19 protein-coding genes are annotated in these 20,872 nt (G+C 60.2%); 7 read left to right on the top strand and 12 right to left on the bottom strand.

Features of this window, described 5'->3' with window-relative positions:
• Positions 1-85: 85 nt before the first annotated feature.
• On the top strand, positions 86-1,180 hold the full coding sequence (locus CAF87_RS15695; protein ID WP_085732190.1) for a catalase family peroxidase: 1,095 nt from the start codon (positions 86-88) through the stop codon (positions 1,178-1,180).
• Positions 1,177-1,722, top strand: a complete 546-nt coding sequence (locus CAF87_RS15690; RefSeq protein WP_085732189.1) for a cytochrome b — start codon at positions 1,177-1,179, stop codon at positions 1,720-1,722. Before CAF87_RS15695 ends, CAF87_RS15690 begins: the two co-directional genes overlap by 4 nt.
• A 9-nt stretch (positions 1,723-1,731) precedes the next feature.
• Here CAF87_RS15690 and CAF87_RS15685 read toward each other — a convergent pair whose 3' ends face one another.
• Positions 1,732-2,940 carry an MFS transporter gene (locus CAF87_RS15685; RefSeq protein WP_085732188.1) on the bottom strand — a complete coding sequence of 403 codons (1,209 nt, stop codon included), beginning with the start codon at positions 2,938-2,940 and terminating at the stop codon, positions 1,732-1,734.
• A gap of 146 nt (positions 2,941-3,086) precedes the next feature.
• Positions 3,087-4,238: a M14-type cytosolic carboxypeptidase gene (locus CAF87_RS15680; RefSeq protein WP_085732187.1), complete on the bottom strand. Its 1,152-nt coding sequence runs from the start codon at positions 4,236-4,238 to the stop codon at positions 3,087-3,089.
• Positions 4,239-4,338: 100 nt separating this feature from the next.
• Between CAF87_RS15680 and CAF87_RS29050 the strand changes: the two genes are divergently transcribed.
• The gene (locus tag CAF87_RS29050) at positions 4,339-4,560 is read left to right on the top strand and encodes a hypothetical protein (protein ID WP_139831732.1); all 222 of its coding nucleotides are present in this window, start codon (positions 4,339-4,341) and stop codon (positions 4,558-4,560) included.
• Between the two features lie 147 nt (positions 4,561-4,707).
• On the opposite strand, the gene CAF87_RS15675 is transcribed toward CAF87_RS29050, so the two are convergent.
• Complete coding sequence (locus CAF87_RS15675) at positions 4,708-5,046, bottom strand: DUF6124 family protein (protein ID WP_085732186.1); 339 nt, start codon at positions 5,044-5,046, stop codon at positions 4,708-4,710.
• A gap of 129 nt (positions 5,047-5,175) precedes the next feature.
• Between CAF87_RS15675 and CAF87_RS15670 the strand changes: the two genes are divergently transcribed.
• Positions 5,176-5,832, top strand: coding sequence for a LexA family transcriptional regulator (locus CAF87_RS15670; protein WP_085732269.1), 657 nt, complete (start codon positions 5,176-5,178; stop codon positions 5,830-5,832).
• Between the two features lie 39 nt (positions 5,833-5,871).
• Here CAF87_RS15670 and CAF87_RS15665 read toward each other — a convergent pair whose 3' ends face one another.
• The 4 genes from CAF87_RS15665 to CAF87_RS15650 are packed head-to-tail and all read right to left on the bottom strand — an operon-like array spanning position 5,872 to position 11,433.
• Positions 5,872-7,821: an acetyl/propionyl/methylcrotonyl-CoA carboxylase subunit alpha gene (locus CAF87_RS15665; protein WP_085732185.1), complete on the bottom strand. Its 1,950-nt coding sequence runs from the start codon at positions 7,819-7,821 to the stop codon at positions 5,872-5,874.
• Positions 7,821-8,636, bottom strand: coding sequence for a gamma-carboxygeranoyl-CoA hydratase (locus tag CAF87_RS15660; protein ID WP_085732184.1), 816 nt, complete (start codon positions 8,634-8,636; stop codon positions 7,821-7,823). Before CAF87_RS15660 ends, CAF87_RS15665 begins: the two co-directional genes overlap by 1 nt.
• A gap of 13 nt (positions 8,637-8,649) precedes the next feature.
• A complete protein-coding gene (locus tag CAF87_RS15655; RefSeq protein ID WP_085732183.1) occupies positions 8,650-10,257 on the bottom strand; it encodes a carboxyl transferase domain-containing protein in 1,608 nt (535 codons plus the stop codon).
• A gap of 12 nt (positions 10,258-10,269) precedes the next feature.
• Positions 10,270-11,433: an isovaleryl-CoA dehydrogenase gene (locus CAF87_RS15650; RefSeq protein ID WP_085732182.1), complete on the bottom strand. Its 1,164-nt coding sequence runs from the start codon at positions 11,431-11,433 to the stop codon at positions 10,270-10,272.
• Positions 11,434-11,634: 201 nt separating this feature from the next.
• On the opposite strand from CAF87_RS15650, the gene CAF87_RS15645 reads away from it, so the two are divergent.
• On the top strand, positions 11,635-13,332 hold the full coding sequence (locus CAF87_RS15645; RefSeq protein ID WP_085732181.1) for an AMP-binding protein: 1,698 nt from the start codon (positions 11,635-11,637) through the stop codon (positions 13,330-13,332).
• Positions 13,333-13,937: 605 nt separating this feature from the next.
• Here the strand turns inward: CAF87_RS15645 and CAF87_RS15640 are convergent.
• Genes CAF87_RS15640 through CAF87_RS15630 form a run of 3 tightly spaced genes read right to left on the bottom strand, consistent with a single transcriptional unit; the run spans position 13,938 to position 16,268 of the window.
• A complete protein-coding gene (locus CAF87_RS15640) occupies positions 13,938-14,837 on the bottom strand; it encodes a hydroxymethylglutaryl-CoA lyase (RefSeq protein ID WP_085732180.1) in 900 nt (299 codons plus the stop codon).
• Positions 14,838-14,866: 29 nt separating this feature from the next.
• A complete protein-coding gene (locus tag CAF87_RS15635; protein ID WP_007951507.1) occupies positions 14,867-15,268 on the bottom strand; it encodes a MerR family DNA-binding transcriptional regulator in 402 nt (133 codons plus the stop codon).
• A gap of 55 nt (positions 15,269-15,323) precedes the next feature.
• Positions 15,324-16,268 (bottom strand): LysR family transcriptional regulator, encoded by a 945-nt coding sequence (locus CAF87_RS15630; RefSeq protein WP_011334997.1) that lies wholly within the window; start codon positions 16,266-16,268, stop codon positions 15,324-15,326.
• 176 nt (positions 16,269-16,444) lie between these two features.
• Here CAF87_RS15630 and CAF87_RS15625 point away from each other — a divergent pair, with 176 nt between their 5' ends.
• Positions 16,445-17,674 (top strand): acyl-CoA dehydrogenase, encoded by a 1,230-nt coding sequence (locus CAF87_RS15625; RefSeq protein WP_041075051.1) that lies wholly within the window; start codon positions 16,445-16,447, stop codon positions 17,672-17,674.
• A gap of 50 nt (positions 17,675-17,724) precedes the next feature.
• Here CAF87_RS15625 and CAF87_RS15620 read toward each other — a convergent pair whose 3' ends face one another.
• The gene (locus tag CAF87_RS15620) at positions 17,725-19,059 is read right to left on the bottom strand and encodes a substrate-binding domain-containing protein (RefSeq protein WP_085732268.1); all 1,335 of its coding nucleotides are present in this window, start codon (positions 19,057-19,059) and stop codon (positions 17,725-17,727) included.
• A 120-nt stretch (positions 19,060-19,179) separates the two neighbouring features.
• Positions 19,180-19,992, bottom strand: a complete 813-nt coding sequence (xthA, locus tag CAF87_RS15615) for an exodeoxyribonuclease III (RefSeq protein ID WP_085732179.1) — start codon at positions 19,990-19,992, stop codon at positions 19,180-19,182.
• A gap of 174 nt (positions 19,993-20,166) precedes the next feature.
• Between xthA and CAF87_RS15610 the strand changes: the two genes are divergently transcribed.
• Positions 20,167-20,817, top strand: a complete 651-nt coding sequence (locus CAF87_RS15610) for an N-acetyltransferase (protein ID WP_085732178.1) — start codon at positions 20,167-20,169, stop codon at positions 20,815-20,817.
• Positions 20,818-20,872: the final 55 nt, after the last annotated feature.

Raw genomic sequence — 20,872 nt, 5'->3', positions numbered from 1 at the left:
ATAAATACCGGGCCGTGGAATAAATCCTGATGGCGTGCGTCTTGCTGATTCTTCCTACTTGTGGCCGATGGCCCTGGAGTCTTTCATGGTTGATCGCAGCTCACCGCCCGGCGGGCCACAACGCCCGCCATTGAGTGCCGCGAGCCTGGTGTTGCGTCTCGGCGGTATCGCCGTGGTGGTCGCAGCAGTGGCCGGGGCTTTTGCCTACGTTCATGGCTCGTTTGACCCACAACGCCTGACGCCCAAGGCGTTGGTTGATGTACTGGAAAAGAACAACGGCGTGCACCCGGGGTTTCGTCGCAATCACGCCAAGGGCGTTTGCGTCATCGGCCATTTTGAAAGCAGTGGTGAGGCGCGTCCTTACTCTGTCGCGCAGGTGTTCAATGAGCCACGCACCCCGGTAGTCGGGCGATTCGCGCTGCCGGCGGGTAATCCTTATGCACCGGACAGCGCCGTACCGATTCGCAGCCTGGCGCTGCGTTTCACCCAGGCCAACGGCCAGCAATGGCGCACCGGGATGAACAGTATGTCGGTGTTCCCGGTCGGCACACCCGAAGCGTTCTATCAGTTGCAGCAGGCGCAATCGCCGGATCCGGCGACGGGAAAACCGGATCCGGCCAAGGTGCCGGCATTTTTTGCCGCACACCCGGAAGCCGTGCCGTTTCTGACCTGGATAAAAACCGCCAAACCGTCGGCCAGTTACGCGACGGAAACCTACAACAGCATCAACGCGTTTTATCTGGTGGATGCCAGTGGCAAAAAGCAGGCGGTGCGCTGGAACATGACGCCTCTGGCTCAGGATGCTGCCGGTGCGACTGCGCCTGAAGGTAGCGACTTTCTTGAGAAGGACCTGGTGCAACGCCTGGCCGAAGGGCCGCTGCGCTTTCAGTTGAACATCACCTTGGCCAACGCCGACGATCCGGTGAACGACGCGAGCAAGACCTGGCCCGCCGGCCGCAAAGTGTTGAATGCAGGCACTCTGGTACTGGAAAAGACCCAGCCGCAGCTCAGCGGTGAATGCCGTGACATCAACTACGATCCGCTGGTGCTGCCGGCCGGTATTCAGGGTTCCGACGATCCGTTGCTGGCCGCGCGCTCGGCCGGTTACGCCGATTCCTACCTGCGTCGCACCAGCGAAGTCAGCCAACTGCCGACCGGCAAAAAGGAGGCTCGTCCATGAGCACGCAACCGACTCATTTCAATCCGCTGGCGCGGCTGTTGCACTGGCTGATGGCGTTGATGATCATCGCGATGTTGTTCATCGGCGCCGGCATGGTGACCTCGGTGTCGGCGCGGCATGAATGGCTGATCAACCTGCACAAGCCGCTGGGTATTGCGATCCTGTTGCTGGTGATCGTGCGCATTCTGGTGCGACTGGGCACGCGTCAGCCACCACTGCCGGAGGATCTGCCGGGCTGGCAGGTGATGGCGGCCAAGGCCTCTCATCTGTTGCTGTACGCGCTGATGCTGGTGTTGCCGCTGCTGGGCTGGGCGATGATCAGCGCGGCGGGGGATCCGGTGATGCTCGGCGCGTCCCTGCAATTGCCGTCGATCGTGCCGGCGGATGCGCAGGTGTTTGCGTTGCTGCGCAAGGCTCACGGGTATCTGGCGTATTTGTTATTCCTGACCGTGCTGCTGCATCTGGCGGCGGCGCTGTTTCATGGCTGGGTGCGTCGCGACGAGGTGCTCGACAGCATGCTGCGGGGACGCAATCGCAACTGACTGCAGACGTTAATCCGGCGTGGCGAGGGAGCACATTTGCTCGCCACGTTTTTGCGGTGCCAATGTTCGCCACCAATACATCAGCGCGACGATGTTTATTCCGGCACCCAGCCAGCAGACGCCCGGCCATCCTGCCCAGGCGTACATGGCCGTCGAGGCGATCGAGCCCAAGGCGCTGCCAATTGAATAAAACAGCATGTAGCCGGCGGTCAGTCGGCTCTGTGCCTGTGGGCGGACGCTGTAGATCATGCTCTGGCTGGTGACGTGCACAGCCTGCAAGCCCAGATCCAGGGTGATTACCCCGAGTAACAGCCCCCACAACGAGGATTGGGTAAATGCGATCGGTAGCCACGAACCGAGCATCAGCAGCAGGGACAAGCCGCTGACCCATTGCCCGAATCCGCGATCCGCCAAGTGTCCGGCTCTTGCGGCGGCCAATGCGCCAGCCGCGCCGGCCAGTCCGAACAATCCGATTTCACTGTGGGAAAGCGACAGCGGCGGGGCGGCCAACGGCAAAACCATTGGCGTCCACAGCACCATGGCGCTGGCGAAGGTGAGCAGCGCCAGGATCGCTCGTCGGCGCAGCACCGGCTCCTCTCGAAACAGAGTGAACACTGAAGTGATCAGTGCCACGTAACGCGTGTCCGGTCGTGCTTCTTCGTCCTTGGGCAATACCCGAAACAGCAGCGCGGCCATCACCAGCGTCAATCCTGCCGACAACAGATAGATCGAATGCCAGCCGGCCAGATCAGCCATGCCGCCCGCTACCGTGCGCGCGAGCAGAATGCCGACGACGATGCCGCTGGTGATCACGCCGACAACTTTTCCGCGTTGCGCGGGAACGGCAAGGGTTGCGGCGTAGGCGACCAGCACCTGGGTGACCACCGCAAGCAGACCGGTCAGGGTGACGCCGATCAGCAGCCAGGCGCCGTTCGGGGCCAGCGCAATCATCAGCAAGGCCGCGGCGGACAACAGCGTTTGCGTGACGATCAGCCGCCGCCGATTGAGCAGATCGCCGAGGGGCACGAGCAATAACAGACCGAGTCCATAACCGATCTGAGTCAAGGTCATGACGATGCCGATGCTGCCCGGCGATAGACCGAAGGCGTCGGCCATCGCATCCAGCAGCGGCTGGGCGTAATACACGTTGCCCACCGCGAGGCCGCAAGCGATAGCGAAAAGCAGTACGACACCGTTATCGAGTGTTGAAGTTTTCATGTCCCGGATCCTTTCAGGTTTCAAGTTGAAACTTGATTGACGGTAAGTAATCCGGTTTTTATTTGCAACCTGATTGGGTAAAAGACGGCACAAAAAAAGATCGCAGACGGGCTGCGATCTTTCGTGAAGCGAAAAACAGGAAGGGATCAGCGCAGGGTGTCGACCATGTCGGCGATGGTGGTCAGCACATCTTTGCCCAATTGTTTTGAGCGTTGGCCCGACCAGCCGGTGAGCGGGTTCGGCGCGTCATCGTGATCCTTGAACGGCATTTCCAGGGTCAGCGACAGGCAGTCGAACTTCTGGCCAACGCTGTTGCAGGCCAGGGTCATGTTGGCCTGGCCCGGTTCGTCGCGGGTGTAGCCGTACTTGGTCTGGAAATCTTTGGTGGTGTGTTTCAGGTGGCTGCGGAAGTGCTCTTCGAGTTTCTCGATTCGCGGGGTGTAGCCCGGGTTTCCTTCGCAACCAGCGGTGAATACGTGGGGTATTTCTTCGTCGCCGTGTATGTCGAGGAACAGATCGACGCCGTACTTTTCCATCTGCTGCTGTACGAAAAGGACTTCCGGGCTGACTTCCTGACTGGCGTTCTGCCAGGCGCGGTTCAGATCCTGGCCCATGGCGTTGGTGCGCAGGTGGCCGTGGAAGGCACCGTCCGGGTTCATGTTCGGCACCAGGTACAGATCGGCACTTTCCAGCAACTTGTTCAACACTGGATCGTTGTGATGCTCCAGACGTTCGATCACGCCTTCCATGAACCACTCGGCCATGTGTTCGCCGGGATGCTGCTGGGCGATGATCCAGATCTTGCGACGGCCTTCAGCGCCGGTGCCTTTGCGCAGCAGTTGAATGTCACGGCCTTCGACGCTTTTGCCAGTGGCCAGCAGTTCGGTGCCGGCCTTGGTCAGCGCTTGCTCGATCAGCCAGTCATGACGGCCACGGCTGTAGGGTTCGAAGTAGGCGAACCAGGCGTGGGTCTGCTCGGCTTCGAGACAGAAGCGCAGACTGTCGCCTTCGAATTGGGTTGGAATGCGGAACCAGTTGACGTGGTCGTAGGACGCGACGGCCTGATAGCCGGTCCAGGCTTTGTTGTAGGAGGACTGGCTGGCGTTGACCAGGCGGAACCAGTGTTCTTGATGTACATGCAGGCCGCTGGCCTTGAAGTGGAACCACTGGAAGTGGGCGCTGCGGGTATCTGGGCGAATGGCCAGAACCGGACTGAGCGGGTTGCTGATATCGATGACTTGGATGTTGCCGCTGTCGAAGTTGGCGCTGATGTCGAACGAAGATTTGGCCACGGTCATAATCGGTTCCTGAATATGATTTTTATGGCGGCTACTTTACACGCAAGACTGGGGTGAAACCGAGGGAAATTGCGGGGTGTGGCGGGGGGGGGCGTCCTCCATGACGCGGATGCAGCTTAGTAGCTGTGCGATTGATTCTCAAGTGCTAATTGGCATTACTTTTCCCCAATGCGGCCGGGGTTCGCTTGCCAAGCGATATTCTTTTGATATTATCCGCGCCATCGAATTTGCAGCACCTAAAGACTTCATTAGCCTGAAGCCACAAGCCAGAAAACTGGCAAAAAAAGACCCGGCAAAAAGCCGGGTCAAAAACCGTGATTAGCCTGATGAGGAGATAGTCCAGAAGACCGACCTAAGGTCTCTGGTCCATCGACTGATCTTGCGACCAGTTGCTTGCAATAGTAATCATTATCATTTGCAAGTCAAACGTTTTTATCTGCGCGATTGGAAAATTCTTTCCTGTCCGTCTTCAGCGAACCCCGCCATCGAGCGAGTGATCGACCATCGCTCGTGCCATGTCGACCATGTGCACGACCGAAAACGCCAAATCCCGACTGACGCCCTGCAAGCCGTCTGCTGCCTTGAACGCCGTGGCTGCTGCACATCGCAGCAAATCCGAGGCGTGGACCAGGGATTCTTCGCCACTCAGGTTATTGTTCACGCCGAAAAAGCGTTCCTCCACTTCCGGTTCTGACACAGCCGGTTTCAAGTAATAGTCCAATGCGCGTTGCGCAGCGGCGCACCCTTGCGGAGACGTGAAGGTGGTGTCCATTTGCAGGTCGGGCAGGTCTTTGCTGGTGATATTCATGGGGAAAGGTCACTCCTTGGTCGATTCAAATCCGTGAACCTAGAATAGTACTTAGAGTATTTGTGACCAGAATTTAAATACTACAATATGTGTTTTGATGGCTCGGGACGGGCACGTATGGTGCCGCACATGGATAAATGGATTGAGTTGGTCAAGGCCAAAATGAGTGAACTCAACGTCACTCAAGTCGAGCTCGGCGAGCGCGTCGGCATGTCTCAGGGCGGTATCGGCCATTGGCTGAACAAGCGCCGTGAGCCCGGCATCACGCAAATGAACCGCGTGCTGAAAGCGCTGGGCATGGAGTTTCTCGAAGTCGCGGTGGTGATCCGCGAACCGCAAGTCGACAAGGACGACGAAATGCCACTGGCGCAGAAGTACAACCCTTACTTCCGCTATCCGGTCAGCGACTGGAATGTGCCGATCGAGGCCCGCGAGAGCCAACCTGTGTATTCGAGTGGTAAGGACAAGCGACGCTTCGAGCTGACGGATTACCACGCCCGAGGCCCGGCGTTCTGGCTCACAGTGGCGGGCAATTCGATGACCGCGCCCACGGGGCAAAGCATCGGCGAAGGGATGCTGATCCTTGTGGATCCTGCGGTGGAGGCGGAGCCCGGCAAACTGGTGATCGCCCAGTGGCAGGACAGTGACGAGGCGATTTTTCGTAAATTGATCGAAGAGGGCGGCCAGCGTTACCTGATGCCGCTCAATCCGACCTGGCCGAAGGCCTTGTTTACCGACGAGTGCCGAATTATCGGTGTCGTGGTTCAGGCAACGGCCAAATATTAGTCAGATCGATCCTCGCCAGGCGTAGGATCGATCCACCTTTCACGCTTCTTCCAGTTCGACCAGCGCGCTGCCTTCGCTGACCATTTCGCCTTCCTGGCAATACAGCGCCTTGATCACGCCGGCGTGGGGCGCGCGGATGCTGTGCTCCATCTTCATCGCTTCCAGCACCACCAGTTGCGCACCGGCTTCAACCGCTTGTCCGGCCTCCACCAGCACTCGCACGATGCTGCCGTTCATCGGTGCAGTCAGACCGCCCTGATGGCTGTGACTGGCTTCAACAGCGCTGATCGGGTCGTACATTTCAACGCGCCGCAACTCGCTGTCCCATTGCAGAAACAGAACCTCTCCACGACGAATCGCCCGCAGCTGTCGACGCAGTCCATCGTGCTCGACCACCAGTAGCTCGCCGATCAGTTTTGCATTGCCGCCAGCTCCGAGCGTCAACGCCCGATCCTGCTCCTCGCAGCTCAAATGCAGAGTGATTTCGCGAGGCAAACCGGCGCGCAAACCGCTCTGAAGCGCCCAGGGCGAAGCGGGATCATCTGCCCGAGTCATCCCCGGCAAACTCTGCGCAAAAGCCTGCGCCGCCGCATCCCAGAACTCATCACTCAGTGCAGCAGGCGCTGGCAGCAACTGTTCCTGATAGCGCGGAATGAACCCGGTATCCAGCTCCGCCGCCGCGAACGCCGGATGACCTATGATCCGCCGCAGGAAGTTGATATTGGTCTTCAACCCGCCAATCGCAAACTCATCGAGCATGCTCAGCAGTCGCAAACGCGCCTGCTCACGATCCTCGCCCCAGGCAATCAACTTGCCGAGCATCGGGTCATAGAACGGCGAAATCTCGTCGCCTTCCTCAACGCCGCTGTCCACACGGCGCCCTGGCCCGGCGGCGGATTCGCGATACAGATCCAGGCGACCGGTCGCCGGAAGAAAATCATTCGATGGATCTTCCGCATATAGCCGCACTTCAATCGCATGCCCGTTCAGCGGCACTTGATCCTGAGTGATCGGCAACGCTTCGCCACGGGCGACGCGAATCTGCCAGGCCACCAGATCGAGCCCGGTGATGGCCTCGGTGACTGGGTGTTCAACCTGCAACCGCGTGTTCATTTCCATGAAGAAGAACTCGCCGCGAGCGTCCAGCAGAAACTCCACCGTGCCGGCGCCGACGTAACCGATGGCCTGCGCTGAACGCACAGCGGCTTCGCCCATCGCCCGACGCAGTTCTGGACTCAGGCCCGGTGCCGGCGCTTCTTCAACGACCTTCTGATGCCGACGCTGAATCGAGCAGTCGCGCTCGTTCAGGTAGAGGCAATTGCCATGCTGATCGGCAAACACCTGGATTTCCACGTGGCGCGGCTTGAGCAGGTATTTTTCCACCAGCATCCGCGAATCGCCGAACGACGACTGCGCTTCACGCTGAGCCGAGGCCAGCGCTTCAGCCAGTTGGCTGACGTCTTCAACCACCTTCATGCCCTTGCCGCCACCGCCAGCCGTGGCCTTGAGCAGCACCGGGTAGCCGATGCGTTCGCAAGCATCGCGGAAAGTGTCCAGATCCTGGGCTTCGCCGTGATAACCCGGCACCAGCGGCACGCCGGCGGTTTCCATCAACGCTTTTGCGGCGGACTTGCTGCCCATCGCGTCGATGGCCGAGGCGGGCGGGCCGAGGAAGATCAGGCCGGCCGCTTCGATGGCGCGGGCAAACCCGGCGTTTTCTGAAAGAAAGCCGTAACCCGGATGAATCGCCTGAGCGCCGCTGGCCTTGGCCGCCGCGATCAGTTTGTCGATTTGCAGGTAACTGTCGGCCGCTTTGCTGCCGCCCAGGTCGACGCGAATATCCGCTTCACGGCTGTGCCGGGCTTCCCGGTCGGTGGCGCTGTGCACGGCAACGGTGGTCAGGCCCAGCGACTTGGCGGTGCGCATGACCCGACAAGCGATTTCGCCACGGTTGGCCACCAGCAGGGTGGTGAGAACAGGTGCGCTCATCAACGCGGCTCCTTGGTGGTGGTTGCGGCTTGCCAGCTCGGCGGACGCTTCTGCAAAAAGGCCCGCAGACCTTCCTGGCCTTCCGGGCTGACGCGGATGCGGGCGATGGCATTTTCGGTGTAGCGACGCAGGGCCGGGGTCAACGCGCCGTTGCCGACCTCACGCAGCAGATCCTTGCTGGCGCGCATGGCGGCGGGGCTGTTGAGCAGCAGGTTGTCGATCCATTGCTCGACTTTCTGTTCAAGCTCGGTCGCCGGATAGCTTTCCGACAACAAACCGATTTCCCGCGCCCGCTGACCGCCGAAACGCTCGGCTGTCAGCGCATAACGCCGCGCCGCGCGCTCGCCGATGGCTTGCACCACGAACGGGCTGATCACCGCCGGCGCCAGGCCAATGCGTACTTCCGACAGACAGAATTGCGCGTCATCGGCGCCAATCGCCATATCGCAGCAACTGATCAGACCCAGCGCGCCGCCGAACGCCGCGCCTTGCACCACGGCCATGGTCGGGATTTTCAGTTTGGCGAGGTTGTACATCAGCTCCGCCAGTTCCCGGGCGTCGTCAAGGTTGGTGTGGTAATCGAGTTCGGCCGATTGCTGCATCCAGGCCAGATCGGCGCCGGCGCTGAAGTGTTTGCCGCGTCCGCGCACCAGCAGGAAACGCAGGCTGGCGTCGCTGGCAACCTTGTCCAAAGCCAAAATCAACTCGCGGATCATTTCGGCGTTGAACGCGTTGTTCTTTTCTTCGCGGCTCAGCCACAAGGTCGCGAAACCCCGTGGATCGCTGTGCAATTCGAGGGTGTTGAAGTCGCTCATGAGGTTCTCCCGATCACATCCGGAACACGCCGAAGCGGCTCGGTTCGATTGGCGCGTTCAACGACGCGGACAAGGCCAGGGCCAGCACATCGCGGGTCTGCGCCGGATCGATGACGCCGTCGTCCCACAGCCGAGCGCTGGAATAGTAGGGGTGACCCTGCTCTTCGTATTGGTCGAGAATCGGCTGCTTGATCTCGCTTTCCTGCTCGGCACTGAACGCCTGGCCACTGCGTTCGGCCTGCTCGCGCTTGACCTGTACCAACACGCCGGCCGCCTGTTCGGCGCCCATCACGCCGATCCGCGCATTCGGCCACATCCACAGGAAACGAGGATCGTAGGCCCGCCCGCACATGCCGTAGTTACCGGCGCCGAAGCTGCCGCCGATGATCACGGTGAATTTCGGCACCTTGGCGCACGCCACGGCGGTTACCAGTTTCGCGCCGTGCTTGGCGATGCCGCCGGCCTCGTATTTCTGGCCGACCATGAAGCCGGTGATGTTCTGCAGGAACAACAACGGAATGCCGCGCTGGCAGGCCAGTTCAATGAAGTGCGCGCCTTTTTGCGCGGCTTCCGCGAACAGGATGCCGTTGTTGGCGAGGATCGCGATCGGGTAGCCGTGCAGGTGGGCGAAGCCGCACACCAGCGTCGTACCGAACAGCGCCTTGAATTCATCGAACACTGAACCGTCGACCAGTCGTGCAATCACTTCGCGCACATCGAATGGCTGCTTGGCGTCCGCCGAAACCACTCCGTACAACTCATCGCTGGCGTACAGCGGCGCAATCGGCGTGCGCTGCTGCACTTCGCCGAGCTTGCGCCAGTTGAGGTTGGCGACGCTGCGGCGGGCGAGGGCGAGGGCGTGCTCATCGCTTTCGGCGTAATGGTCGGCCACGCCGGAAATCTTGCAATGCACATCGGCCCCGCCGAGGTCTTCGGCGCTGACCACTTCACCGGTCGCAGCCTTTACCAGTGGCGGACCGGCGAGGAAAATCGTCGCCTGATTGCGCACCATGATCGCTTCGTCAGCCATCGCCGGTACATAAGCGCCGCCGGCGGTGCAGGAACCCATGACCACGGCAATCTGCGGAATGCCCATGGCGCTCATGTTGGCCTGGTTGAAGAAGATCCGCCCGAAGTGTTCGCGATCCGGGAACACCTCGTCCTGACGCGGCAGGTTGGCGCCGCCCGAGTCCACCAGATAGATGCACGGCAGGCGGTTCTGTTGGGCGATGGTCTGGGCGCGCAGGTGTTTCTTCACGGTCAGCGGGTAGTACGAACCACCTTTCACCGTCGCGTCGTTGGCGACGATCATGCACTCGACGCCTTCCACGCGGCCGATCCCGGCAATCACGCCAGCGGCCGGCACGTCTTCGCCATACACAGCGTGGGCGGCCAATTGACTGATTTCCAGAAACGGCGAGCCCGGATCGAGGAGGCGGTTGATCCGCTCACGCGGCAGCAGCTTGCCCCGCGAGGTGTGACGTTCCTGAGCTTTCGCGCCGCCACCCTGAGCCACTTGGGCAAGCAGGGTATGGAGGGCGTCGACCTGTTCGAGCATCGCCGCGCTGTTGGCGGCGAACTCCGCTGAACGAGGGTTGAGCTGGGTATGCAGGATAGCCATGGACAGCTCCGTTTAGCGGGTTTCGTTGAACAGTTCGCGACCGATCAGCATGCGACGGATCTCACTGGTGCCGGCACCGATTTCGTACAGCTTGGCGTCACGCAGCAGACGGCCGGCGGGGAATTCGTTGATGTAGCCGTTACCGCCGAGAATCTGGATCGCGTCCAGAGCCATTTGTGTGGCGCGCTCGGCGGTGTAGAGGATCACGCCAGCGGCGTCCTTGCGCGTGGTTTCGTTGCGTTCGCAGGCCTGGGCCACAGCATAGAGGTAGGCGCGGCTGGCGTTGAGCTGGGTGTACATGTCGGCGACTTTGCCCTGGATCAGCTGGAATTCGCCGATGCTCTGGCCGAACTGTTTGCGGTCATGGATGTACGGCACGATCAGGTCCATGCACGACTGCATGATCCCGGTCGGGCCACCGGACAGCACGACGCGCTCGTAATCGAGGCCGCTCATCAGCACTTTCACGCCGCCGTTGAGCACGCCGAGGATGTTTTCTTCTGGTACTTCAACGTCATCGAAGAACAGCTCGCAAGTATTGGAGCCGCGCATGCCGAGCTTGTCGAACTTGTTGCTGCGGCTGAAGCCTTTCCAGTCGCGCTCGACGATGAATGCGGTGATGCCGTGCGGGCCTTTTTCCAGATCGGTCTTGGCGTAGATCACGTAGGTGTTGGCGTCGGGGCCGTTGGTGATCCAGGTCTTGCTGCCGTTGAGCACGAAACGGTCGCCGCGTTTATCGGCACGCAGTTTCATCGAGACCACATCGGAACCGGCGTTCGGCTCGCTCATGGCGAGTGCGCCGACGTGTTCGCCGCTGATCAGTTTCGGCAGGTATTTGGATTTCTGTTCGTGGTTGCCGTTGCGGTTGATCTGGTTCACGCAGAGGTTGGAGTGGGCGCCGTAGGACAACGCCACGGAAGCCGAACCGCGGCTGATTTCTTCCATCGCCACAACGTGTGCGAGGTAACCCAGCCCAGCGCCGCCGTACTGTTCCGGCACGGTGATGCCGAGCAGGCCCATGTCACCGAACTTGCGCCACAGATCGGCGGGGAACAGGTTGTCGCTGTCGATCTGCGCGGCACGCGGGGCGATCTCCTTGGCGACGAAGGACTGGACCTGATCGCGCAGCATGTCGATGGTTTCACCGAGGGCAAAGTTCAGGGATGGGTAGCTCATGGGTCACCTTTTGGCTTTTTTGTAGGGTGGGGAGAAGGGCGTTTCAGTTCTCACCTTTACGTTAACGTAAGCCTGTGACGAATGGCTGTCAATCACCCTTTACGTTAACGTCAACTTGAGCGAGAGTAGGGCCAGTTCTGAACGGTCGGAGCTGACATGGCTCCGGTCCAACACCCACTAATAAAGACAATAGGGGTCGTCATGGATCAACCCAGTGCAAACCCGCAACGCAGCTATACCCGTGGTTCCCAGGACAAAGCCTTGCTGGCGATGACCATCGGGCAGAAGTTCGACGAGACCGTCGCGCAGTACCCGGACGGCGAGGCGCTGGTGGTGCGCCATCAGCAGCTGCGTTACACCTGGCGGCAACTGGCCGACGCGGTGGACGTGCATGCCAGAGCCCTGCTGGCGTTGGGTTTGCAGGCCGGCGACCGGCTCGGCATCTGGGCACCGAACTGCGCGCAGTGGTGCATCACTCAATTCGCCACCGCGAAGCTCGGCGTGATTCTGGTCAACATCAATCCGGCTTATCGCAGCTCCGAACTCGAATACGTGCTCAAGCAATCCGGCTGCCAATGGCTGGTCTGTGCCGGTGCTTTCAAATCTTCGAACTACCACGGCATGCTTCAGGGCCTGCTGCCGGAACTGACCGAGCAATCCATCGGCCAACTCCACAGTGAGCGCTTGCCGGAGCTGCGCGGACTGATCAGTCTCGATCCTCAGCCGCCTTCGGGTTTTCTTCCGTGGTCGCAACTGGCCGATCTGGCCGCCAGTGTTTCCCCGGAACAATTGCGTGAACGCAGCGACAGCCTGCACTTCGATCAACCGGTCAACATCCAGTACACCTCCGGCACTACCGGTTTCCCCAAAGGCGCGACCCTCAGTCACTACAACATCCTCAACAACGGCTACATGGTCGGCGAAAGCCTCGGCCTGACTGCCGCCGATCGCTTGGTGATCCCGGTGCCGCTGTATCACTGCTTCGGCATGGTCATGGGCAATCTTGGCTGCGTCACCCACGGCAGTACGATGATTTATCCCAACGACGCCTTCGATCCTTTGCTGACCCTGAGCACCGTCGCCGAAGAAAAGTCCACCGCGCTGTACGGCGTACCCACCATGTTCATCGCCATGCTCGATCAGCCGCAGCGCGCCGAGTTCGACCTGTCGACCCTGCGCACCGGAATCATGGCCGGCGCCACCTGCCCGATCGAGGTGATGCGCCGGGTCATCAGCGAAATGCACATGAGTGAAGTGCAGATCGCCTACGGCATGACCGAAACCAGCCCCGTGTCCCTGCAAACCGGTCCGTCGGACGAACTGGAACTGCGCGTCACCACCGTCGGCCGCACCCAGCCGCAACTCGAAAGCAAAATCATCGACGAGGCTGGCAACCCGGTGCCACGCGGCACCATCGGCGAACTGTGCACCCGTGGCTACAGCGTGATGCTCGGCTACTGGAACAACCCGCAGGCCACCGCCGAAGCCATCGACGCGGCGGGCTGGATGCACACCGGCGACCTGGCGAGCATGAACGACGAGGGTTACGTGTGCATCGCCGGCCGTAACAAGGACATGATCATCCGTGGCGGCGAAAACATTTACCCGCGTGAACTGGAAGAGTTTTTCTTCACTCACCCGGCGGTGGCAGACGTGCAGGTGATCGGCATTCCCTGCTCGCGTTACGGCGAGGAAATCGTCGCCTGGATCAAATTCCATCCCGGCCACAGCGCCACCGAACAAGAGCTGCAAGCGTGGTGCAAGGAGCGCATCGCCCACTTCAAGACGCCGCGTTACTTCAAGTTTGTAGACGAGTTTCCGATGACGGTGACGGGCAAGATCCAGAAATTCCGCATGCGTGAGATCAGTATCGAGGAGTTGCGAGAAAAGCAGGCCTGACAAAGATCGAATGTGGGAGCGAGCAAGCCCGCTCCCACAAGGGGGCGGCGCTGAAAACAGGAATCGTAGAAAGCACAAAGGGGAGCCGAAGCTCCCCTTTAATTTTGTCGTCGCGTGCTCTTTTTTATTATTGAGGGGCGGTCTGTTGTTGTTTTTGGCAACCGTGGCCCTTTACCGCTGTTTTTGGCGACCCCCATCCGGGGTCAAGAGCAAACGTATTTTTTTGAGCGCTGATCTGCTTTCTCGCCAGGCGATCCAACCGATTCGGGAGCTACCTGAAGGTAGTTTTATTGTTCTCTGCCCGGTTGCGGGTCATTCCGAGGAATACCCTGAAAAGCACACCTTCTCCAAAAAAATCTGTTAGCTGCGTCTCTGCCGTGTTGTTTTTGTTATGTCAGAGTCGGTACGTCTTATTTTTATTGGTTTGCTGCTTTTTATTCTTGTTATGCCATAGAGATAGCAGAAGCCGTGCCAGTTTTTAAAAAACCTTTTAAATCAATGATTTGAGATTTTTGAAGGATTTTTCCTTCAGGCAAAACCAGACAATTTGTTTCCGTGTTACTCGCTTGTGCCCACGTTTCGCGCTCGGCGGTAACACCATCCCCTCACTGTGCGCTACGGGCCTTGGCCACGCGCGAACCGGTCGGGCGACCCAGCACTGCACTGATCTGTTGGCCAGCGGCAATCAAGGCGTCGAGGTCGATACCGGTCTTGATGCCCAGGCCGTTGAGCAGGTACACCACGTCTTCGGTGGCGACGTTACCGCTGGCGCCCTTGGCGTACGGGCAGCCGCCCAGGCCGGCGATCGAGCTGTCGAACACCGCGATGCCTTCCAGCAGGCTGGCGTAGATGTTGGCCATGGCCTGGCCGTAGGTGTCGTGGAAGTGGCCGGCGAGTTTTTCTCTCGGCACCTGTTTCGATACCACTTCAAACAGCCGGCGGGTGGCGCCAGCGGTGCCAGTGCCGATGGTGTCGCCCAGCGACACTTCGTAGCAGCCCATCGCGTACAGCTCGCGGGCGACCATGGCCACCTGTTCTGGCGCGACCTCGCCTTCATAAGGGCAGCCCAGCACGCAGGACACGTAACCGCGCACGGTAACGCCGTGTTGTTTCGCCGATTCCATGATCGGCGCGAACCGCGCCAGGCTTTCGCTGATCGAGCAATTGATGTTGCGCTGCGAAAAGGCTTCGGACGCAGCCGCAAACACCGCGACCTCCTTGACCCCGGCCGCCAGCGCATCTTCAAAGCCGCGCAGGTTCGGCGCAAGCGCGCCATAGGTCACGCCGGGTTTGCGCTGGATCTGCGCAAACACGTCGGCGGAACCGGCCATCTGCGGCACCCACTTGGGCGAGACGAAACTGCCGACTTCTATATAGCCGAGGCCGGCGGCGCTCAGCGCGTCGACCAGTTGCACCTTGTCGGCGACGCTGATGGGCTGGGCTTCGTTCTGCAGGCCGTCACGGGGGCCGACTTCGATCAGGCGTACTTGGGAGGGGAGGGACATGGCGTTGACCTGTTGTAATTGTCGGGAGGCTACTGCGCGACTTGCTGACTCTTGAGCGTCTGCTCCAGCGCCTGCACGCAGCGTTCTTCGGCGGTGTCGAGTTCCAGCTTCATCTGTTCGATGTCCAGCAGTTGCTGTTCAAGCTGTTCCCGGCGCTCGCTGATTTTCGCCAGCATGCTGTTGAGTTGTTTGGTGTTACCGCTGGAGGGGTCGTAGAGCTCGATCAGCTCGCGGCACTCGGCCAGGGAAAAACCGATGCGCTTGCCCCGCAGGATCAGCTTCAGGCTGACCTTGTCGCGCGGCGAATAGATGCGTTCCTGGCCTCGGCGCTCGGGGCTGAGCAGGCCTTGTTCTTCATAGAAGCGGATCGCCCGGGTGGTGATGTCCAGCTCGCGGGCGAGGTCGGAAATGCTGTAGGTCTGGCTGCTCATGAAAGCGCTCGAAATAAGGTCTTGGCGCTAAGCTAATGGCAGGTTGACGTTTACGTCAAGTGGCGGGCGCCTGCAGCTTGTCGAGCTTCTTCTCGTGCGCCGTCACTTGCTGGCACAGCTCGATCATCTGCTCGCGCATCCAGCGGTTGGCCGGGTCCTGGTCGGTGCTTTCGTGCCAGTACAAATGGGTTTCCACGGGCGGCACATCGTTGACCGGCAGATTGAACGCATGCAGGTCATGGCGGCGGGCGAAACGCTCCGGCACGGTCATCACCATGTCGGTCTGCTGTAACACCTGGGACGCCATCAGATAGTGCTGCGAGCGCAGGGCGATCTTGCGCTGGATGCCCATCTTGCCCAACGCCAGATCGACATGACCCAAGCCACTGCGGCGGCTGGAAATATGAATGTGGGTCAGCGACAGGTAATCGTCGAGGGTGAATTTTTCCTTGGTCGCCAGCGGATGACCCTTGCGCATCGCGCAGACATAACGGTCTTCCATCAGCTTGACGTGGCGCACCTGCGGGTCGGTGTTGAGCGGCGCATCCACGGCAAAGTCGAGGCGCCCGGCGGCCAGTTCCTTGGTGGTTTCCCGGCGCTTGGACAGGAAGCTTTCGATGATCACCGTTGGTGCCAGACGACGCAGACGCTGGAACAGCGGCGGCAGAATCACCGCTTCGGTCAGGTCGGTCATGCTGATGCGGTAGGTCTTGACCGCTTGCGAAGGGTTGAAAATCCGGCTTTCCTGAACCGACACCCGCAGTAGCGACAGTGCGTTGCGCACCGGGCCGATGATGTTCTGCGCCATGGGCGTCGGCACCATGCCCTGGGCCGTGCGTACGAAGAGCGGGTCGTTGAAGGTCTCGCGCAACCGCGCCAATGCGTTGGACACCGCCGGCTGGGTGATGCCGACAATCTGCCCGGCGCGGGTCAGGTTGGCTTCGGTGTAGATCGCGTCGAAGACGATGAAAAGGTTGAGGTCGACCTTGCTCAGATTCATTACGCGGCTCTCTTTTTATAGGTGGATGGCGCGGGTCAGGGCGGCCAGGAAAATCAACCAATCATATATCGGTGATGAATGTTTATACACGCCGAGAATAGGCTAGGTAAATTATCAACGCTGTTCTAGCATCGATTGCATGACTTAAACAACCTGCCGAAAAAAGGTAATTGCTCATGGATTTCGCATATTCGCCCAAGGTGCAAGAACTGCGTGAGCGCGTGACCGCGTTCATGGACACTTACGTTTACCCGGCCGAAGCCGTGTTCGAACGGCAGGTTGCCGAGGGAGACCGCTGGCAGCCGACCGCAATCATGGAAGAGCTCAAGGCCAAGGCCAAGGCCGAAGGGCTGTGGAATTTGTTTCTGCCTGAGTCGGAACTGGGCGCCGGCCTGACCAACCTCGAATATGCGCCACTGGCGGAAATCATGGGCCGTTCGCTGCTCGGCCCGGAGCCGTTCAACTGCTCGGCACCGGACACCGGCAACATGGAAGTGCTGGTGCGTTACGCCAACGAAGAACAGAAACAGCGCTGGCTCGAACCGCTGCTGCGCGGCGAAATCCGTTCGGCGTTCGCCATGACCGAGCCGGACGTCGCGTCCTCCGACGCCACCAACATGGCTGCCCGTGCCGTGCGCGATGGCGATGAATGGGTGATCAACGGCAAGAAATGGTGGACCTCCGGCGCCTGTGATCCGCGCTGCAAGATCCTGATCTTCATGGGCCTGAGCAACCCCGATGCCCCGCGCCACGCCCAGCACTCGATGATTCTGGTACCGGTCGACACCCCCGGCGTGAAGATCGTCCGTCCGCTGCCGGTGTTCGGTTACGACGACGCGCCTCACGGCCACGCCGAAGTGCTGTTCGACAACGTGCGGGTGCCGTACGAAAACGTCCTGCTCGGTGAAGGACGCGGCTTCGAAATCGCTCAAGGTCGCCTTGGCCCAGGCCGGATTCACCACTGCATGCGTTCGATCGGCATGGCCGAGCGCGCATTGGAATTGATGTGCAAACGTTCGGTGAGTCGCACTGCGTTCGGCAAACCGCTGGCGCGTCTGGGCGGTAACGTTGACAAGATCGCCGACTCGCGGATGGAAATCGATATGGCACGTCTGCTGACCCTGAAGGCGGCGTACATGATGGACACCGTGGGTAACAAGGTCGCCAAGAGCGAAATTGCGCAGATCAAGGTCGTCGCACCGAATGTCGCGTTGCGGGTGATCGACCGGGCGATCCAGATTCATGGCGGGGCAGGGGTATCGAACGATTTCCCGCTGGCCTACATGTACGCCATGCAACGTACCCTGCGCCTGGCCGACGGCCCGGACGAAGTGCACCGCGCGGCGATCGGCAAGTTCGAGATCGGCAAGTACGTGCCGAAGGAAATGCTGCGTAGCGAGCGCTGATCCAGCACCTGTTCGGTCCCACTACAAACATGGGATCGAACAGCGTCAGCTCAGTAAACCCAAACCTCAACCCGCCGATTCTTGATCCGGCCTTCATCCCCGCTGTTGGTCGCCACCGGCATCAGCGCGCCAAACCCGCGCACTTCGCGCAACACCACGCCGTTCTTCACCAGCTCCCGCCGTACCGCCATCGCCCGCAGCTTCGACAGCAAATCCGCCCGGGCCGGGTCATCCTTGGCATCGCCAAAACCCACCAGTGTGACCGCGCGATCGGTCTTGTCATGGTGCTTTATATAGTCGAACACCCGAACCAGATCCTGCCGGGCCTTGTTGTCGAGGCTGGCGCTGCCTTCTTCAAAGCGGAAGTTCACGGTCAGACGCTGGGCATGCCGGCTGAGGGATTGATAACCCTCGGGCATCAGCGCATTCGGCGTGACCGAGATGGCATGCACGGTCTGGGCAATAAAACCGTTGGCCGCGACAATCGCCTGCCCTTGGCGGCTTTGCGCAAAATCCACCAAGGCTGCGGCCCATGGATTCTGATTATCGGGTGGCAAATAGAAGAACAGCCGGCGGGACAGCGGATAGTCTTCGGTGGCGATCAGGCTGGCCAGTGGCAGCATGGCTTGGGACTGCCCGTCGACGATTGCCACGGCTTTTGCCTGGCGCACATAAGGCAGACCGATGAAACCGATGCCCTGCGGATCGGCACTGACCGCGTCGGACAATTGCTCGCTGGACTCGAAACGTTTCGCCGAACTGTTCAGGGTTTTCCCACGACGGCTGAGGACCAGTTCCTTAAACGTGTCGTAGGTGCCGGACTGATCATCCCTCGCATACAGATGAATCGTCCCACCCTTGCCGCCGAGTTCTTCCCACGCCTTCGCCTCGCCGCTGAAGATCCGCGCCAGTTGCTCGATGTTCAGCTGATTCAGCGGATTGTCGGGGTGAAGGATGATCGCCAGGCCATCGATGGCGATGACTTGCTCGGCGCCTGGACTTTTCAGATCGCCAAGCGAAACAAGGCTGGCGAGCTCGCTGTCCTTGATCGGGCGCGAAGAGGCAGCGAGATCGGCGCTGTTGCTTTTGAGTGCCGAGAAACCGGTGCTGGAACCGTGGGCGGCGATTTCTACCACCACACGTTTACCATGAGCCGTGAGGCCGACGACCCGTTGCTCGTTGGCGGTGTCCGGGGTTTCGCTGTGGACGTTCACCAGCCCCTGTTCTTCCAGCAGGCCTTCCACCAGTGCCGGGCCGAGGGCTGCGCCAATGGTGTTGGAACCCTGGATGCGCAGGGCCGGACCGTTCTCGGGAATGGGCAATGCCGTGGCCGAAACCGGCAGCCAGGCACTCAAGAGAAAGACGAACAGAACGCGCAGGGTCATGCCGACACCGAATGCAGCCAAGGGGATTGCCGGGGAGATTAAGTCAGGGACGTTTCTGAAAGATGACAGCGCTCAAGCTGTGGGAGCGAACTCCCACAGTGATTCGCGGTGATTGCGCTATCAGCTCAATTCAAGCCAGATCGGCGCGTGGTCCGAAGGCTTTTCCATCCCGCGCAGTTCATAGTCGACACCGGCGGCTTTCACCCGTGGCAGCAAACCGTGGGAAGCCAGGATCACGTCGATCCGCAGACCGCGTTTCGGCTCGTCTTCAAAACCACGGCTGCGGTAGTCGAACCAGCTGAAGATATCGGCCACGTCCGGGTTCAGGTGGCGGAAACTGTCGGTCAGGCCCCAGTTTTTCAGGCGGGCCATCCACTCGCGCTCTTCCGGCAGGAAGCTGCATTTGCCGGTTTTCAGCCAGCGCTTCATGTTGTCCGGGCCGATGCCGATGTCGCAGTCTTCCGGCGAAATGTTCACATCGCCCATCACCACCAGCGGCTGTTCATTGTTGAACTGGCTCTCCAGCAGTGCTTGCAGATCGCTGTAGAAACGCTGCTTGGCCGGGAATTTGGTTGGGTGGTCACGGCTTTCACCCTGTGGGAAATAGCCGTTCATGATCGTCACCGGAACGCCGTTGGCGTCGGCGAAAGTGCCCCAGATAAAGCGCCGCTGCGCGTCTTCTTCATCGGTGGCAAAGCCTTTGTGCACGGCAATCGGCTCCTGGCGCGAGAGCAGGGCGACGCCGTAATGGCCTTTCTGGCCGTGGAAATACACGTGATAACCCAGGGCCCGCACTTCTTCCAGAGGGAACTGATCGTCGTGGACCTTGGTTTCCTGCAGGCCGATGACGTCCGGCTGATGCTTTTCGATCAGCGCCGCCAGCTGATGCGGGCGGGCCCGCAGTCCGTTGATGTTGAAGGAAACGATCTTCATGGTCGGCAGTCCTGGCAAAAGGGCGATGCTAGCTGACATGTAGGATCTGGGCCAGCGTGGCGGTAGTCCATATGCGCTGCTAATGTCTTTCGGGTGTGGGAACGATCACTTCAGCCCAAGGCTCGTATAACAAGAACGGGGCCTGTTGAGTCCCGTCCAGGGAGAATCACCGTCATGCCTGAAACCTCGACCGCCATCGCCGACATCCACATGCTCGACCGCGGCTATTCCCGTGAAGCACGATCCTTGCTGTATCAGGCTTACCGTCACGAGCCGACCTTCGCTTATCTGTTCGAGGCCGAGCGTCCGGGTTATGAACAACGCGTGCGCGCGACGGTGCGAGAACTGGTCAAACAGCATTTCCTGCAGGATCTGCCGGCCATCGGCCTGTTGGTCAATGATCGTCTGATCGGCATCGCCCTGATCGCGCCGCCGCAACGGCGTCTGGGTGTTACCGAGAGTTGGGCCTGGCGTTTGCGCATGGTGTTGAGCACCGGTTTCCGCTGCACCCGGCGCTATCTGGAGTATCACGCCGCCGTTGAAGCCTGCGTGCCCACCGATTCGGTTCACATGCTGCCGTTGTTGGGTGTGCATCCACAATTTCAGGGCAAGCACTTCGGCGAGCAGCTACTGCAAGCGGTGCACAACTGGTGCGCGGTCGATGAAAGCTCCCAAGGGGTAATCCTCGACACCGGCAACCCGCGCTACCTGGAGTTTTACAAGCGTCAGGGCTATGAGGAAATCGGCGAAGTCGCCGTCGGACCGGTGCGCGAGCATGTATTTTTCCACGCCAACCCGCAGGTGTTACAAACTGCAACGGGATAACCATCGAACTTTTTGGGAAATTTCCTGTTCTATCACGCTCCCAAGCCCGTGATAG

The sequence above is a fragment of the Pseudomonas sp. R38(2017) genome (assembly GCF_002112395.1).
In the GTDB taxonomy this organism is placed as follows: domain Bacteria; phylum Pseudomonadota; class Gammaproteobacteria; order Pseudomonadales; family Pseudomonadaceae; genus Aquipseudomonas.
The sequence above is the reverse complement of the archived record's forward strand: the minus strand, read 5'-3'. Positions and strand labels throughout refer to the sequence as shown.

Excerpts from the sequence above, each read along its gene's own strand:
- CAF87_RS15675 (WP_085732186.1), bottom strand. The coding sequence starts at position 5,046 with ATGAATATCACCAGCAAAGACCTGCCCGACCTGCAAATGGACACCACC.
- CAF87_RS15665 (WP_085732185.1), bottom strand. The coding sequence starts at position 7,821 with ATGAGCGCACCTGTTCTCACCACCCTGCTGGTGGCCAACCGTGGCGAA.
- CAF87_RS15660 (WP_085732184.1), bottom strand. The coding sequence starts at position 8,636 with ATGAGCGACTTCAACACCCTCGAATTGCACAGCGATCCACGGGGTTTC.
- CAF87_RS15625 (WP_041075051.1), top strand. The coding sequence starts at position 16,445 with ATGGATTTCGCATATTCGCCCAAGGTGCAAGAACTGCGTGAGCGCGTG.
- CAF87_RS15695 (WP_085732190.1), top strand. The coding sequence starts at position 86 with ATGGTTGATCGCAGCTCACCGCCCGGCGGGCCACAACGCCCGCCATTG.
- CAF87_RS15645 (WP_085732181.1), top strand. The coding sequence starts at position 11,635 with ATGGATCAACCCAGTGCAAACCCGCAACGCAGCTATACCCGTGGTTCC.
- CAF87_RS15635 (WP_007951507.1), bottom strand. The coding sequence starts at position 15,268 with ATGAGCAGCCAGACCTACAGCATTTCCGACCTCGCCCGCGAGCTGGAC.
- CAF87_RS15630 (WP_011334997.1), bottom strand. The coding sequence starts at position 16,268 with ATGAATCTGAGCAAGGTCGACCTCAACCTTTTCATCGTCTTCGACGCG.
- CAF87_RS15640 (WP_085732180.1), bottom strand. The coding sequence starts at position 14,837 with ATGTCCCTCCCCTCCCAAGTACGCCTGATCGAAGTCGGCCCCCGTGAC.
- CAF87_RS15670 (WP_085732269.1), top strand. The coding sequence starts at position 5,176 with ATGGATAAATGGATTGAGTTGGTCAAGGCCAAAATGAGTGAACTCAAC.
- CAF87_RS15685 (WP_085732188.1), bottom strand. The coding sequence starts at position 2,940 with ATGAAAACTTCAACACTCGATAACGGTGTCGTACTGCTTTTCGCTATC.
- CAF87_RS15650 (WP_085732182.1), bottom strand. The coding sequence starts at position 11,433 with ATGAGCTACCCATCCCTGAACTTTGCCCTCGGTGAAACCATCGACATG.
- xthA (WP_085732179.1), bottom strand. The coding sequence starts at position 19,992 with ATGAAGATCGTTTCCTTCAACATCAACGGACTGCGGGCCCGCCCGCAT.
- CAF87_RS29050 (WP_139831732.1), top strand. The coding sequence starts at position 4,339 with ATGACGCGGATGCAGCTTAGTAGCTGTGCGATTGATTCTCAAGTGCTA.
- CAF87_RS15680 (WP_085732187.1), bottom strand. The coding sequence starts at position 4,238 with ATGACCGTGGCCAAATCTTCGTTCGACATCAGCGCCAACTTCGACAGC.
- CAF87_RS15655 (WP_085732183.1), bottom strand. The coding sequence starts at position 10,257 with ATGGCTATCCTGCATACCCAGCTCAACCCTCGTTCAGCGGAGTTCGCC.
- CAF87_RS15610 (WP_085732178.1), top strand. The coding sequence starts at position 20,167 with ATGCCTGAAACCTCGACCGCCATCGCCGACATCCACATGCTCGACCGC.
- CAF87_RS15620 (WP_085732268.1), bottom strand. The coding sequence starts at position 19,059 with ATGACCCTGCGCGTTCTGTTCGTCTTTCTCTTGAGTGCCTGGCTGCCG.
- CAF87_RS15690 (WP_085732189.1), top strand. The coding sequence starts at position 1,177 with ATGAGCACGCAACCGACTCATTTCAATCCGCTGGCGCGGCTGTTGCAC.